We start from the raw sequence: 14,752 nt of genomic DNA on the forward strand, positions 1-14,752 counted from the left end.
GGGCCGGACCGGCCTGCCTACCCTGGTCCCGTGACGGAGTTCCGGATCGTGCGTACGGCGCGCTGCTCGCCCGAGGCCGCGTGGCAGCGGCTGACGCGCTGGGAGGCGCACGCCGCGCACGTACCGCTGACCACCATCACGGTCACCACCCCGCCGCCCACGGGCCCCGGCACGACCTTCGTGGCCCGCACCGCCCTCGGCCCCCTGGCCTTCGACGACGTGATGCGGGTCGTACGGTGGGAGCCGCCCGCCCGGTCCGGTTCCGGGGCGGCCGCGTCCGGCCGGTGCCGGCTGGAGAAGCGCGGGCGGGCGGTGCGGGGCTGGTCCGAGATCGAGGTCGGGCCCCACGCGGCCGGCGGCTGCCGGATCGTCTGGCGCGGCGAGATCCACCCCCGCGGCCTGCCCGCCGCCCTCCAGCCCTTGACGGCCCGCCCGGCCGGCCTGCTCTACGCGCGGATTCTGCGGGGGTTGGTGGCGGGGTAGGCGGCGATCGGCTGGCGTACCAAGTCGCCCGGCTGCACGGAAGTTGACGTAGCATCAGCAACCCAAGCATCCCACCCCTCACACCTTCACCAGGAAGGCGCGCACCACCTCGGCGTACCCCTCCGGGTCGTCGTCGTGCAGCCAGTGCCCGCAGCCGGGGAACTCCCGCAGCGTCGTGTCCGGGCGCCGCCGCGCCATCTCGCGCGCCATCGCGGTGGGCAGGACGAAGCTGTCCAGGCCGTGCAGGAGCAGGGCCGGGCAGGTGGCGGCGAGCCAGTCGGGCCACCAGTCGCCGATCAGCGCTTCCTGGGAGCGCACCATGGCGTCGTAGTCGAAGAGGAAGCCCCAGCCGTCGGGGCGTTCGACCGCGCTCTCCAGGAAGTAGCCGGCGTCCGGGATGCCGCGCGCCTCGACCCGGCGCCGCAGTTCGGCCAGGGTGGGCGCGCGGTGCGGCCAGTCCCGTACGTCCAGGACCGGATGGGCCACCTCGGGGCGGCGGTTGAGCGCGCCGCCCTCCTCGTTGACCAGCGCGGTGACCAGGTCCGGGTGGCGCGCCGCCAGCCGGAAGGCGACCACCGCGCCCATCGAGTGGCCGACCACCGGCAGCGGCCCCAGTCCGAGCGCGCGGACGAACGCGGCGGCGTCGGCCACGTAGGCGTCCGGGGAGAGGTCCGCGGCACGCTCGCTCAGGCCGTGCGCGCGTTGCTCCAGGGCGATCAGCCGGAACTCCGGTGCCAGCGCGGCGGCCAGGCCCGCGAACGCCCGCGCCCGCCCGAAGTGGCCGTGCAGGGCCAGCACCGGCCGCCCCGGCCCGCCGGCATCGGCGTACGCCAGCCGCAGCCCGCGCACGGTCGCCGCCGCCATCTTCATGGTGTCGCCCCGTTCATGTCGTCGTCCTGTTCTCCTGTCGTCGCTCGTACAGTTGCCGCGTGACGGACATCGAGAGCCTGCTCGCGGCCTACGACGAGCAGATGCGGGGCGCACCGCCCAACCCTCCGGCCGGCGTCGGCTACGAGCAGGACGGGCCGCTGCTGCGGATCACCGGCCAGTACCGGGGTTTCGTCAGCGCCCCGCGCGACCTCACCCTACGCGGCGCCGAACTGGACCGGCTGATCGCCCGGCAGCGCGACCACTTCGCCGCGCGCGGTGAGGCGGTGGAGTGGAAGACCCGGGGCCACGACCGGCCGGCCGATCTGCCCGACCGGCTGCGCGCGGCCGGGTTCGTCCCGGAGGAGCGGGAGACCGTACTGATCGGCCTGGCCGGGGAGTTGGCCACGGAACCGGTCTCGCCCGCCGGGGTGACGCTGCGTCAGGTGACCGCGTACGAGGACATGCGGCGGATCGCCGCCATGGAAGCGGAGGTCTGGGGCGAGGACCGGGAGTGGCTGGCCGATGACCTGGCCGGCCGGGTCGCGGCGGCGCCCGAGGAGATCGCGGTGCTGGTCGCCGAGGCCGGTGGCGAGGTGGTGTGCGCGGCCTGGCTGGTCTTCCGGCCCGGTACCGACTTCGCGTCCCTGTGGGGCGGTTCGACGCTCGCCGCTTGGCGCGGGCGGGGGATCTACCGCGCGCTGGTCGCCGCGCGGGCACGGCTCGCGGCCGCGCGCGGGGTGCGGTTCCTCCAGGTGGACGCCTCCGACGACAGTGCGCCCATCCTGCGGCGGCTGGGCTTCCACGCCGTGACGACGACCACGCCGTATGTGTGGTCGCCCTCCGGCCGGACGTGACGGGGCCGGGACGGGCGGGACGGGGCGCCCGCCGTCCGCTCACCCGGCCGCGACGGGCAGCGGAGGCGACGGCGGCGCGGGGGCGGGCAGCGGAGGCACCGGCGGCGCGGCGGGCATGGACGGCGTCGGCGCGGGCCGGCCGTTGAAGGCGGCGCGGTAGGACTGCGGGGTGGTGCCGACCACCCGGCGGAAGCGCTCCCGGAAGGCGGTCGGGGAGCCGAAACCGGCCTGCTGGGCGATGCGTTCGACGGGATGGTCGGAGTTCTCCAGGAGGTACTGGGCCCGGCGGACCCGGGCCCGGAGCACCCACTGGAGCGGGGTGGTGCCGGTCTGCTCGCGGAAGCGGCGGCTGAACGTCCGCTCGCTCATGCCCGAGCGCGCCGCCATCGCCTTGAGGCTGATCTCGTGGGCGAGATTGTCCTCGATCCAGTCGAGTACGGGCTGGAGCGTGGCGCCGCGCGGTACGGGCGGGTGGCTGTGGACGATGAACTGCGCCTGCCCGCCCTCGCGTTCCAGCGGCATCACCGACATCCGCGCGGCGTCCGCGGCCACCGCCGAGCCGAGGTCGCGGCGGACCATGTGCAGGCAGAGGTCCATGCTCGCGGCGGCGCCGGCCGAGGTGAGGAGCTGGCCGTTGTCGACGTAGAGGACGTCGGGCTGGACCTCGACGAGCGGGTAGCGGCGGGCGAGCTCGGCCGCCGCGATCCAGTGGGTGGTGGCCCGCAGGCCGTCGAGCAGGCCCGCTTCGGCCAGGATGAAGGCGCCGACGCAGACGGAGGCGATCCGGGTGCCGGCGGCGGCCGCGGCGCGCAGCGCTGCCAGCGCCTCCGGGGGCGGCGGGGCGGCGCCTTGTTCGCAACCGGGCACGATGACGGTATCGGCCTCCGCGAGCGCGTCCAGTCCCCGCTCGACGCGCAGGCCGAAGCCATTCGTCCGCACCTCGGGCGAGGGTCCGCAGATCCGCGTCCGGTAGGGGCGGCGGCCATCGGGCAGCCGGGTGCGGCCGAAGATCTCCAGGGGCGCCGCCAGGTCGAACGGCACCACGTGGTCGAGTACGAGGATCGCCACCGTGTGCATGGCAGGACACGATAGACGGGGTTCCGTGAACAGGGGTCATGAACGGATTCCCGCCAGCTGCCGCAGAGGGCTGTGAGCGGCGGGCGGAGAGGTGGCGGGAGAGGCTGCCCGGACCCGGTCTCACCTGGCCTGACCCGGTCTACGGAGCATTGCCCCTGGTCAGGGACCCAGCGTGACCGCCGCGTCCCACCCGGCGAACGCGTTGGCGAGAACCCGTGGAAAGTTGTCATTCCAGCCACTGTGCGGGTCGTCGCGCCCTTCCTAGCGTGGGCCGGGCACTGGTGATCACGATCCGAAGAGAGACCCGCATGCGCGCCCGATTCATACCGTTCGACGGCTTCGACCGGCCGGACACCCTGGCGGCCCCGCCGCGCCTCCGGTCACGCACCCGCCCGGCGCACCCCTGCCACACCGCCCCGGGCGGCGCCCGCCGAACGGCGGCCGGCCGGTGACCAAGATCCTGCTCTCGCTGCACGTCCTGGCCGCGATCATCGCCATCGGGCCGGTGACCGTGGCCGCCAGCATGTTCCCGCCCGCGGTCCGCCGGGCCCGGGCGGCCGGCGGCGCGGAGGCCGGGCGCGCGGCCCGGGTGGCCACGGTGCGGCTGCTGCACCGCATCTGCCGGGTGTACGCCGGGGTCGGTATGGCCGTACCGGTCCTCGGTTTCGCCACCGCCTCCGCGATGGGCGTCCTGGGCGATGCCTGGCTGATCACCTCCATCGCGCTGACCGCGGCCGCCGCCGCCGTCCTGGCCGCCCTGGTCCTGCCCCAGCAGGACGCGCTGCTGGCCACCCTCGACGGCCCACCCCCGGTGGAGGGGGCGGACGGAGCGCCGGCGGACCGTGCGCCCGCGCGGCTGGCCATGGTCACCGGCCTGTTCAATCTCCTCTGGGCGGCCGTGACCATCCTCATGATCGTCCGCCCCGGCTCGTCGACAGGAGCATGACGTGACCGCACTCCGCCGGCCGCTGCGCGCCGCCGCGACCACCGAACTGGCCTCCCTGATCATCCTGCTGGCCAATCTGGCGACGGTCCATCTGCCGGCCGTCTCCTCCCTCGCCGGCCCGCTGCACGGCTGTGCGTACCTCTTCACCCTCGGTGCCGTCGCCCGGGACCCCGACCGCACCCCGCGGGCCATCGTGCTGGCCTGCGTACCCGGTATCGGCGGGATGCTCGCCCTGCGGCGGCTCGGCACCGTCCGCCGCCCGCTCGGCGTCGCCCCGCGCTGACCCCGCGGTCACCGTCCGCCACCACGGGCCCCGGCCCGCGCGCCCCCCGGGAGTGCTGCCACACTGTGGCGTGCCGCGGCAGCGCCCCGTTCCGTACGGAGGCGGCGCGCCGGGGCCCCGGTGGCAGGTACCGCGCCACCGGGAGCACAAGGACCGGCCTGGTGAAAGGGTGCGCATGGTGGCCTCCGCAGGGAGCAAGAAGAACGGCAGCGGCACGACGCGGAGCGGCTCCCGCCGCAATTGGCGCACCTACGCGGTGTCCGCGGTCGGCCTCGCCGTGGTCTGCGGGGCGGCGGCGGTCCTCGGCCAGTTCGCCCGCGCCGGTGAGGCGACCACGTTCGAGGCGCCCTCCGGGGCGGTGGCCCCGTCCGGCGCGCCCTCGGGGGCGCCGAAGCTCGACCTGCCCGTCCGGCCCACCATCCCGGTCACCCTGACCGTGTACGAGGACCCGCGCAGCCCGCTCTCCCGCGATTTCGCGCAGCGGTACGCGGGGACGTTCGCGCAGCTCCTCGCGTCCGGCCAGGCCCAGATCAACTACCGGCTGGTGACGCAGAGCGACAAGCAGTACGGCGGCAGCGGCGCGAAGGAGGCCGCCGCCGCGGCCGCCTGCGCGCAGGACCAGGGCCGGTTCCGCCAGTTCATGGACCAGGTGTGGGCGAACCAGCCGGCGCCGGAGAAGGACGTGTTCAACAACCGCGCCCTGCTGAAGAAGCTGGCCAAGAAGGCCGGGAAGATCCAGCACGACACGTTCGACCTGTGCCTGGACCGCAAGCAGCGCCAGGGCTGGGTGACGAAGTCGCAGGCGGAGTACGCCGCGTCCGGCCTCGGCCCGGTCCCCGTCGTCCAGCTGAACGGGCGCACCCTGGCCGACCCCGCCACCCAGCTCACGCCCGCCAAGCTGACCGCGATGGTGGCCAAGGAGGCCCGCCAGGTGGCCGCCTCCGCCCAGCAGTAGGCGGCGGCGCCCGGCCGGGGAGGGCGGTCGGCGGCCGGGCGCCGGTGGTGGCCGGGCGGGATCAGGCCGGGGCGTCCCCGAAGTCCCGGACGTCCAGCTGCGCGCCGCCCGCCAGGGCGGATCGGTGGGCGACCAGGCCGGGCAGGGTGTAGCGGGCGGCCGTCCAGGCGTTGACCGGGGGCGTCTTCCCGGTCAGGCACGCCGAGACGAAGTCGTCCGCGAGGAACTGGTGGGAGCCCTGGTGGCCGTTGGGCCGCCCGGCGAACTCGGCGGGCAGCCGGCCGATGTCGTGGACGGGTGCGAAGCCGCTGACGAACGCGTCACGCAGGGACGGGTCGATGTCGGCGAGCGCGGCCTCGTCGAGGCGAGCGGTCGGCACCGTGCGCATCAACTCCTCGATGTCCTCGGCCTTCTCGCGGTCCTGCCACAACGTCGTGGTGGCCAGCTGCTCGAAGCTGCCCTCGGTGCCGAAGAAGCGGAACCGGGATTCACGCAGCCGGGACGGGTAGCCCACCCGCCGCATCTCGTTGGTACGGACGATGCCGCCGTCCGCGGTGCGGAAGAGCGCGGTCGCGTTGGAGAAGTCGTTGTCCCAGCGGCTGACCTCACGGTCGAAGACGCCGTCGCCGCGGGTGTCGGAGACGCCGAGGCAGGACACGGAGGTGACGTGCGAGCCGGTCACCGCGAGCACCCCGCCTAGGGCGTGGGTCGGGTAGTACATGGGCGGGAAACTCGCGGTCTCCTTCCAGCGGTCGCCACCGCTGAAGCGGTACGCGTCGTAGAAGCCGAGGTCCATGTCGTGGACGTAGTCGCCCTCGGCGTAGAAGATGTCGCCGAACGCGCCCTCGGCGAGCCGCCGCCGGCAGTACACGGCGGCGGGGTTGTAGTAACTGGTCTCCCCCATCATGTAGGTGAGGCCGGTGCGGCGCACGGCTTCGATGATCGCCTCGATCTCCTCCTCGGCGACGGCCATCGGCACGCTGGAGTAGACGTGCTTCCCCGCCTCCAGGGCCTGGACGACGAGGGGGCCGTGGGTCCAGCGCTGGGTGAAGATCGCGACGGCGTCGACGTCCGAGGCGAGCATGTCCTCGAAGGACGGGTACGTGGTGGCGATGGCGTGCCGGGCGGACTCGCGCGCGAGCCGCTCGGGCACGGCCTCGGTGAGGCGGACGTCGTGGACGCCCGGGTGGGCCTGGAAAAGAGGGATGAACGCGCGGGCGAACTGCCCCGCGCCGACGATACCGACGCTGATGGTCACGGTGTTGGCTCCTGGAAGCGGATGCGGGCGGGCCGGCGCGCATGCCTGCGCGTCGCGGCCGCAGTCCTACCGACGGCTGTCCTGCTGTTCGCCGATGGCGTGCACCTTGACGCGCATGAGGTGGCGGGCGACGCCTTCGGGCCCGACGTCGGTGCGGCCGTGCAGCAGGCGCCTGTTGTCCAGCAACAGGAGTTCGCCCGCCCGCAGGAGGAAGACCGTGGGCAGGTGCCGCGTTTCCAGCGCGCGTTCGAACGCGCGGAGCGCGCTGACGTGCTCGTCGTCCAGGGCGTGCCCAGCCCGCGCTACGCCTGCGGTGACCCGCACCGGGCAGTACCGCACGGTGGCGCCCCCGCCGGACAGCGCAAGGATCCGGTGGGTCGTGATCGACGGCTCGCCGCTCCCGGACGCATGGGGAACAGCGAACGGATAGCAGGGGTCCCGCAGTGCCCGCAGGTGGCTGCGGTCGGCGATTTCGGCGGCGACATCCGCCGCGCTCACCAGAACGGTCTGCCCATCGCCCGCCGGACTCGGGCGGACGCAGAGCAGTCCGAGGTAGGCATGCGGACGCGCCAGCAAGGGGGAGTCGGTGTGGAACGGGTCCGGATCCCGGTAGGGCCGGGCTTCGCTGTCGACCACGTCGTGCACGAGGGAGTCCGGTTTCGGGCCGTTGTAGCTCGGATCGACCCTGCCGAGCGCGGCGGCGGTGATGACCAGCGCGGTGGTGTCGAGCGGGAAGCCCTCGACGACCACGGCCAGCGATGCGCGGAGAGCGGTGGCGGCCTCGTCCAGCAGCCGGTGCAGTTCGGGAATTTCTTCGCGGGCGCGGCGAAGAGCCGCCTGCTGGGTCCGCTCGCTCTTCAGCTCTTCCGACCGCCAGGTTGAACTGAAGTCGGCCAGTGCGACGGCGGTCGAATCCGTCATGGCGAGTCGAGGTGGCCATACCGCGTCAGGCATGGAAGCAGACTTTTCGATCACGAATCGCAGCCCATCGTGTCGTCCGTCATCTATATTCCCGGTGTCACTCACACAGCGTGAGCCGCACCTGGTGTATTGATCACTGCATTATCCGCCAACAGCCCGGAGGACAGGAAGCGCTCCCCGGACCCATACGCCTCAAACCGCAAGAATCACGCCATGCTGATGGCCTATCACGCACCGTATTGACCGTGCAGGGGAACTCGCCTAGCTTGCTTCAGGCCGTACCCAAATCGCAAACGATCATCGACGTAGCAGATACGGAGTGTCGCACGCATGGGGACCAGCACGGCACCGTTATATGACCGGAGGAAAGCGCTCCGCAGCCTCTCCGAGATCGATCCCGAATACCCGGTACCCAGGGTGTCCTCGCTGCTGTCCGACGAGCGTAACCACGAACTCCTCGGCTACCTGCAAGCCGAAGCATTCACTCATGTTTTCACGGGAGACGTGGAGAGCAGTCCGCAGCAGTTCTTCCGTGTTCTGGACCGCGAGCTGCGCGAGGCGCCGTCCTTTCACCTATGGGTGGATATTCCGCTCTGCCGGTACCGCTGCCATTTCTGCCAGTTCCCGATACTCGTCACGAGCAGCCGGCCTCAGACGGCCGACGCGACCGCACGCCGGTGGGTGGACGCGAACATCCGGGAGGCCCGGGCCTGGGTGGAGGCGGTCCCGGCGCTGCGCACCACTCCGGTCGGCGAGTTCTGCCTGTTCGGCGGTACGCCGAGCGTCCTGCCCGCCCACGAGATCGAGCGGCTGGTGAGCTTCTACCGGGAGACGTTCGCCTTTGACGAGCGGACCTCGATGCGGGCGGAGGGAAGCCCGGACTCCCTCACCGAGGAGATCCTGGGGACGCTGCGCGATGCGCGATTCACCGCACTCTCCTACGGAATCCAGTCCCTGGACGACCGGCTGCTGAAGGTCGCCAACCGGCGGCACACCGGGGAACAGGCACTACAGGTGCGTTCGGCGGCGGGACGGCTGGGTTTCACCAGGGTCGACGGTGATCTCGTCTGGGGCCTGCCCGGCCAGACAGTCGCCGGTTTCCTCGACGACATCGATCGCCTGATCGAAGCTGATTTCAGCACCATTGTCGCGATCAAACTCCATCTGCAGTCCTTCCATGACGTGGAATCGGCCATCGGGCATGTGTCCCCGGCCCCGTGGGAGGACCCGCGCGTACGCGAGCGGCTGGCCCAGCGCGGATTCGCGTGGCCGTCGTTGGGACAGCAGTTGCAAATGCGGGAGGGGGCCGTCGACCGGCTCGCCGCTGCCGGCTACTACGAGCACCCCACCACCTACTTCCCCCAGCGCGACGTGGGACCGGAAGTGTGGCGCTCGTTGAACCTCGACCAGGACAAACAGGTCCCCCAGGTGGGTATCGGCCTGGGCGCCTACAGCTGGTGCGGGGAGGCGGAGGCGAATGCGGAGGTTGCTCCGGCGAAATATCTCAGCCTGGTCGAGAAGGGCGAGATCCCGTTGGAGAAGGTCACGTCGGTGAGCGCGGAACACCGCGAGGTGCGGGCGGTGCAGATGGCGCTGTCCACCTGTCAGCCACTGCTTGAGGAGGTTCATCGCTCCCGATTTCCCGGCAGCTCGCTGCTGTCCGGCAGGTGGGGTGCGGTATTCGACTCGCTCACCGACCGCGGGCTGGTGCGGATCGACCGGGGGGCCGGCAGCGTCGCCCTCACCGAAGCGGGAGCCACGCTGGTGGAGGCCCTCATCAATACTCAGCTGGGCCGGTGACGCCGGGGTGCGCATAGGACTGGTCTGCGGGGACGGAGTGCCGGCCAGCGGCCTGCTGACGATCTTCCGCAACGTAGTCGGCCTCGGCGTCGACCTGCGCCTGCTCGAACTGCCCGTATCCGCTGATCTGGGCTACTCGTGGCGACCCGACAAGCCCGCCTTCTTCCCGTACGGGCCGGCGGAGCGGGAGGCGTCCGGGCTGTTGGAGCCGGCCGGGCAGGCCCCTCCCGCCCTCGGGGATCCCGACCGCATGGCGGCCGAGTGGACCTCCATCCGGATGTCGGTCGCGGAGGGTGCGGCTCTGGGCCCCGCCGAACGTGCCCGGCTGCACGAGCGCATCGACCGCCTGGCCGGCCCTTACCGGGACTACTTCTCGGAATGGATGCGCCGGAACCGAGTCGACTGGACCATCGCGGTCAACATGACGCTCTCGGACGCCGCGCCCGTCACCAAGGCGCTCCACGCCGCGGCGCGCCACCGCCGTCACGAGAGCGGGGCCGGCGGCGTGCTCTTCTGGGACCACGATCTCTTCGGCAGCTGCGCGGACTACGAGGAAGGCGTGCGCAAGTATCCGGACCGTCCCAATGAGTTCACCCCGCTTCCCGAGGCCGGCCCGGGTGTGCGGTGGGCGGTGGTTTCCGAAGCGCTTGCGCAGGAGGCGGCGCGTTACCCGGTACCGGAGCGGCCGCGGGTGGTGCCCAACATCCTGCCCCGCGTGCCCACCGGAGCACTGGAGCCGCGGCTCAAGGAATTTCTCGACGGCCTGGGCCTCGACCCGCGAAGGCCGATCCTGCTCAACCCGGTGCGGGTCTACCGGGTCAAGGGGGTGGAGCTCGCCCTCGAAGTGCTGGCAGCGGCCCGGTCGGCCAGCGCCGAGCGCGGACTTCCCGCCCCGTACCTGCTCGTGTTCGGCAGCCTGGCGGAGGATCCCTCCTACTCCGACGAGGTGCTGAGCACCGCACGGCGCCTGGACCTGCTGCCCGACGTGCGGTTCCTCGACGGTGTCCCGTTGCGCAGCGTCCGGGACAGCAGCGGCTCCTGGCGGTTGGACGAGATAGACCTCCTTCGGACCGCCGCGGCGAGCGGTGGTGGCGTCGTCTTCACTCCGAACACCGAGGACGTCGAGACGGTCGGCCTGGGGCCGGCGCTGGCCGCCGTCGCCGGGCTGCCCTGCGCGAGCACGGCCTACACCGCCTTCGAACCGACGTACGGAAAAGACTTCTTCGTCGTCCCGGTGGATCCCCGCCCCGCCGGAATCGGCCGGTCGGGCGTCGAGCTGGTGGCGGCGATGCGGGCGAACCGCGCCGGGGAGCCCCGCATGGCCGGCATGGTGCGGCGCAACCGGGAGATCGTCGACCGCCGGTTCCCGACCGGTCCGTGGGCCGAGCTGCTGACGGAGCTGGCGGAGGGCACCGGATAGCCGGCCGTGCGGCACCGCCGCCTTGGTCAGACGGATCGAGACAGCAGAAGGGTACGCACATGCGTGAGTCCGCCCCAGTGCCCGACATCCAGGAGATCGTGCTCACCGCGCAGGAGACACGTCATGCGGACGACGTCATCCGCCGCCTCGTGAGCGAGTACGGCACGACGGACGACCTCGGCCTGCTGGCGGGGCTCGCCGAACACCGGGACCGTCTCCCCGTACGGCTGACGGACGTACTGGCCGGTGTCCGGTCCCGGCTGGGCAGCGCGGTCACGGTGGTACGCCGACCCCGCCTGGACGAGAACGTCGGCCCGACGCCGTCGCACTGGAGACCGCGCGGACGCGCCGCCACAGCCGCCCACGACCTGTGGCTGGCGCTGGTGTCGATACAGGTCGGCGATCCGGTCTGCTGGCAGACGCTGCAGGACGGCAGGCTGTTCAACGACGTACTGCCGATCGAGGGCCAGGAACACGCGCAGACCGGCCACAGCAGCGTGAACACCCTCGACTTCCACGTCGAGGACGCCTTCGACGACGACCGCTGTGACGTGCTGGCACTGCTCTGTCTGCGCAACCGGGATCTGACCGCGACGACCGTCGCCACCGCCGGCGCGCTCGCCGAGGTCAGCGCGGAGGACCACGAGCTGCTCCGCCGGCCTCGCTTCGCCCTCCTTCCCGACCCCGAACACCTGAAGGCGAGCGGATCCGTTGATCCGTCTCCCGTGTGGCGGCCGGTGCTCTTCGGCGGCTCGCGGCCGTATCTGAGGGTCGACCCGGCATACACCACCACCGCGCCGGGGGACGACGCGTCCGCGCGGGCGTTCTCCCGGCTGTGCCGCCGGCTGGAGGGAGCACTCGTGCCGGTCCGGCTGAGGCCCGGCGACCTGGTGCTCATCGACAACTACCGGGCAGTGCACGGCCGGGAACCGTTCACACCCCGCTATGACGGTACGGACCGCTGGCTGCGCAAGCTCACCCTCACCTTCGACCTTCAGCAGTCCAGTGGCCGCCGACGGGCCGGGAGCCGGGCCCTCGCGTTGTCATGACGGCCGTGGTACGAGCGGACACCCGGCCGGCCTCACCACGGTTCCGGTTCGCCAGCCGCGGCCGGCAGAGCGGCAAACCGGTGGTACTGTCCGGGCGATCGCTGCTGTGCTGCTACCCCGGCGCCCGCGTGGGCGTGGTGGACGCCAACGGCGATCCCTCACTTGTCAGTCAGCGCTTCGGCCCGGGGAACGTCGACGTCGTATCCCCGGCGATGATCCAGTGGGACGAGACAGGGGCCAACGCGATGCTTGGCGAGACGACCGCACTCGATATGTCTTCCCTTACCGAATCGGTGGAGCGCCACCTCGGCAGCCGCCCCAGGGCCGAGCTGTGGCGCTGGGCGCATCTGTCCACGGTCCTCGGCCTGGAACTGGCGGACCGGCGCCGAGTGGTGGTCAAGATCCGTCCGTTCGCCGACCGGTTGACCGGCTGCTTCCGAACCCACCGGCTGATGTGGCTGGCAGGGCTGCCGTGTGCTGAACCGCTGGGCGAGCCGGTCCGCGTCGGCAGCCTGATCGTGACGATGGAAACGCTGGTGGACGACGGCGCGGCACTCGACGTCGCGCCCCGTACTTCGGCCCGGTCGGCCGCCGAACTGGCCCGGTTCGTGTCGGTCGCACCCGCTGTGGACGAGGTCGGCGAGCTTGGCCCGCCTCCGCCGTGGGTGTGGTGGAATCACGACCAGGACGGTGTCTGGCCGCTTCCCGACGATCAGCCGGAGGACCTCAACCAGCACCCGGGGCCGGACTGGCTGGACGACGCGGCAACCCGGGTACGGGAACGGCTGAACGAGCACGGCCTCGGCGCCCCTGTCATCGGCCACTGCGACTGGGAAGCGCAGAACGTGACGTGGAAGGGCGGCGCACTGCACGCCGTGCACGACTGGGACAGCATCGTGGCGCTGCCGGAAATCGTCATCGCCGGTGCGGCCGCCGCGGTGCACGCCGTCCTGGGCGGCCGTCCCGGCGAGGCGACGATTCCGCACACGGCTCAGTTCATCGATGCCTACCAGGCGGCCAGGGCACTGCCCTGGACCGCTGCCGACCGCGAGGCCGCGTGGGCCGCCGGCACCTGGGTGCACTGCTTCAACGCCAAGAAGGCGACGCTGCGTTCCGACGGCGGCCCCGTCGTCGCAAGGCTCGCCGGTGGGATCGAGGAGCGGTTGCGTCTCGCAGGCGCTTAAGACCGTGTCCTGTGTGGTGAAGCGGACGAGTCGCTCAACACCATCACGCGTTCACGCATTCCCTGTCGCCAACTGGACGCGCGGTGGACTTGGCGCTCGCGGAGAGGAGTGACCAGGAAGCTGGATCTGTCCCATTGATAGCAGCACCGCACAAAGGCATGAATCTGCACGAAGGTGACACCGGAGAGGAATGAAGGATGCGCATAGGGGTCGTATGCGGCGATGGGCTACCCGTGTCCGGATTGCTTACCAGTCTGCGGTACGCGCTCGATCTCGGTGTACGGCTGGACGTGGTCGAGTTACCAGTGATCACGGATCTGGGGTATTCGTGGCGGTTCGACAAGGGGTTTTCTCCGGATGGTCGGGGTGAGCCGTATCCGGACTGGATGATCCCCGCCTGTATGGAGCTGCCGGGCGATCCTGATGAGTGGGGGCGGGATTTGCTGGCCGTCCGTGACCGGGTGGCCGGCTTCGATGAACTCAGCGCCCCGGAACGCGAAATACTCCGGGAGGAGATCGACCGGCTGGCGGCTCCGTACGAGCGGCATTTCCGCGCCATGCTGGCGGATGTCGATGTGGTGATCGCGATGAACATGACGCTCACCGATGCGGTGCCGGTGACACTGGCGTTGCTGCGGGTGCTGGACGAGATGTTCGCCGATGGGCAGCGCCCCGGGCGGGTCGTGTGGTGGGACCATGACCTGCTCAAGGACTACGCGCGGACCACGGACGGGAAACGCCTCTACCCGGTCTTTCCGAATGAGCTGACCCCATTGCCGGGGGCAAACGCCTATACCTACTGGGCAACGCTGACACCGGCCCAAGTCGCCGAAGCGACCGATTATCCGACCGATGCGGTGCCGATCCTCCTCCCCCCGATGGTGCCGCTGTCGATACCGGACGGGGACCTGGGAGCACATCAGCTGGAGTTCCTGGCAGAGCACGGCGTCAAGGAGGACCAGCCGGTGCTGGTCGTCCCGAAGCGCGTGGTGCCCGAAAAGGGCGTCGCGCTGGCGTTGCGCCTGCACGCCGCGACGATCGCGGAGGCGCGGAGACGTGGAGACCCCCTCCCGGTACTGGTCGTGTTCGGCAGCCTCGCCGAGGAACGGGAGCACGCGCAGGACATGCTTGACCTGGCGGACCGCCTCGGACTGGATGGCCTGGTGATCTGGGCCGATGGCGTGCCGCTCAGCACCTATCGCGACGCGCTGGGGGTGCATCTGGATGAGATCGACCTGCTGCACATCGCGCGGAAAAGGTGGGGTGGGGTGGTCTACACACCGAACGTCCCCGGTGTCGAGGCCGCGAGCATGCCTCCGGCGTTCGCCGCCGTGGCGGGATTGCCGTGTGCGGTAAGCCCGTTCAAGGTTTTCGAGTCCGTCTATCCGGGGTACGCAGCGGTGATGGTCGGCGCGTCGGCCGGCGAACTTGAGCGTGCAGCCGGTGAACTTCTCGACATGCTGGCGGCTGTGCGAAGTGCTGACCCCGTCATTCAGCAGAAACTCACAAAAAACCGCGACATCGCTTTGCGAACCTTCGGGGAAGACCACTGGCGCGCATTCTGGCACGAACTGGCCGCAGCCTTTCGGTAACCCGGCCTCGGCTGCGAGAGCGAAGGCCGCGGCCCTGGACCTCTGGTTGTTCACCCACAT

14 protein-coding genes are annotated in these 14,752 nt (G+C 71.3%); 10 read left to right on the top strand and 4 right to left on the bottom strand.

All coding sequences use genetic code 11. The annotated features are described in order from the left end of the window. The first annotated feature begins 30 nt into the window (after window positions 1-30). Entirely contained in the window at window positions 31-483 is a 453-nt protein-coding gene (locus tag ADL22_RS11445; protein WP_066976569.1) for an SRPBCC family protein, read from the top strand. Window positions 484-561: 78 nt separating this feature from the next. Here ADL22_RS11445 and ADL22_RS11450 read toward each other — a convergent pair whose 3' ends face one another. Further along, window positions 562-1,347 (bottom strand): alpha/beta fold hydrolase, encoded by a 786-nt coding sequence (locus tag ADL22_RS11450; RefSeq protein WP_234430643.1) that lies wholly within the window; start codon window positions 1,345-1,347, stop codon window positions 562-564. 65 nt (window positions 1,348-1,412) lie between these two features. Here ADL22_RS11450 and ADL22_RS11455 point away from each other — a divergent pair, with 65 nt between their 5' ends. Beyond that, a complete protein-coding gene (locus ADL22_RS11455; protein ID WP_066976576.1) occupies window positions 1,413-2,207 on the top strand; it encodes a GNAT family N-acetyltransferase in 795 nt (264 codons plus the stop codon). Between the two features lie 39 nt (window positions 2,208-2,246). Here the strand turns inward: ADL22_RS11455 and ADL22_RS11460 are convergent, their stop codons facing one another. Next, window positions 2,247-3,284 carry a GlxA family transcriptional regulator gene (locus ADL22_RS11460; protein ID WP_066976578.1) on the bottom strand — a complete coding sequence of 346 codons (1,038 nt, stop codon included), beginning with the start codon at window positions 3,282-3,284 and terminating at the stop codon, window positions 2,247-2,249. Between the two features lie 448 nt (window positions 3,285-3,732). Between ADL22_RS11460 and ADL22_RS11465 the strand changes: the two genes are divergently transcribed. From ADL22_RS11465 to ADL22_RS11475, 3 genes are all read left to right on the top strand, one after another. Then, window positions 3,733-4,230 (top strand): hypothetical protein, encoded by a 498-nt coding sequence (locus tag ADL22_RS11465; protein ID WP_066976580.1) that lies wholly within the window; start codon window positions 3,733-3,735, stop codon window positions 4,228-4,230. A gap of 1 nt (window position 4,231) precedes the next feature. After that, a complete protein-coding gene (locus ADL22_RS11470) occupies window positions 4,232-4,513 on the top strand; it encodes a DUF3817 domain-containing protein (RefSeq protein ID WP_066976582.1) in 282 nt (93 codons plus the stop codon). A gap of 175 nt (window positions 4,514-4,688) precedes the next feature. Continuing rightward, window positions 4,689-5,468, top strand: coding sequence for a DsbA family protein (locus ADL22_RS11475; RefSeq protein ID WP_066976584.1), 780 nt, complete (start codon window positions 4,689-4,691; stop codon window positions 5,466-5,468). A 61-nt stretch (window positions 5,469-5,529) separates the two neighbouring features. Here the strand turns inward: ADL22_RS11475 and ADL22_RS11480 are convergent, their stop codons facing one another. Continuing rightward, on the bottom strand, window positions 5,530-6,726 hold the full coding sequence (locus ADL22_RS11480; RefSeq protein ID WP_066976586.1) for a Gfo/Idh/MocA family protein: 1,197 nt from the start codon (window positions 6,724-6,726) through the stop codon (window positions 5,530-5,532). Window positions 6,727-6,792: 66 nt separating this feature from the next. Further along, on the bottom strand, window positions 6,793-7,647 hold the full coding sequence (locus ADL22_RS11485) for a TauD/TfdA family dioxygenase (protein ID WP_066976589.1): 855 nt from the start codon (window positions 7,645-7,647) through the stop codon (window positions 6,793-6,795). A 330-nt stretch (window positions 7,648-7,977) separates the two neighbouring features. Between ADL22_RS11485 and ADL22_RS11490 the strand changes: the two genes are divergently transcribed. The 5 genes from ADL22_RS11490 (at window position 7,978) to ADL22_RS11510 (ending at window position 14,692) form a co-directional block, all read left to right on the top strand. After that, on the top strand, window positions 7,978-9,447 hold the full coding sequence (locus ADL22_RS11490; protein ID WP_066976591.1) for a radical SAM protein: 1,470 nt from the start codon (window positions 7,978-7,980) through the stop codon (window positions 9,445-9,447). 7 nt (window positions 9,448-9,454) lie between these two features. Further along, the gene (locus ADL22_RS11495; protein WP_066976597.1) at window positions 9,455-10,867 is read left to right on the top strand and encodes a glycosyltransferase; all 1,413 of its coding nucleotides are present in this window, start codon (window positions 9,455-9,457) and stop codon (window positions 10,865-10,867) included. A 59-nt stretch (window positions 10,868-10,926) separates the two neighbouring features. Further along, window positions 10,927-11,916: a TauD/TfdA family dioxygenase gene (locus ADL22_RS11500; protein WP_066976599.1), complete on the top strand. Its 990-nt coding sequence runs from the start codon at window positions 10,927-10,929 to the stop codon at window positions 11,914-11,916. A 5-nt stretch (window positions 11,917-11,921) separates the two neighbouring features. Then, entirely contained in the window at window positions 11,922-13,100 is a 1,179-nt protein-coding gene (locus ADL22_RS33765) for a hypothetical protein (RefSeq protein ID WP_159048608.1), read from the top strand. 233 nt (window positions 13,101-13,333) lie between these two features. After that, window positions 13,334-14,692 carry a hypothetical protein gene (locus tag ADL22_RS11510; RefSeq protein ID WP_066976602.1) on the top strand — a complete coding sequence of 453 codons (1,359 nt, stop codon included), beginning with the start codon at window positions 13,334-13,336 and terminating at the stop codon, window positions 14,690-14,692. Window positions 14,693-14,752: the final 60 nt, after the last annotated feature.

Source organism: Streptomyces sp. NRRL F-4489 (assembly GCF_001509485.1).
Taxonomy (GTDB): Bacteria; Actinomycetota; Actinomycetes; order Streptomycetales; family Streptomycetaceae; genus Streptomyces.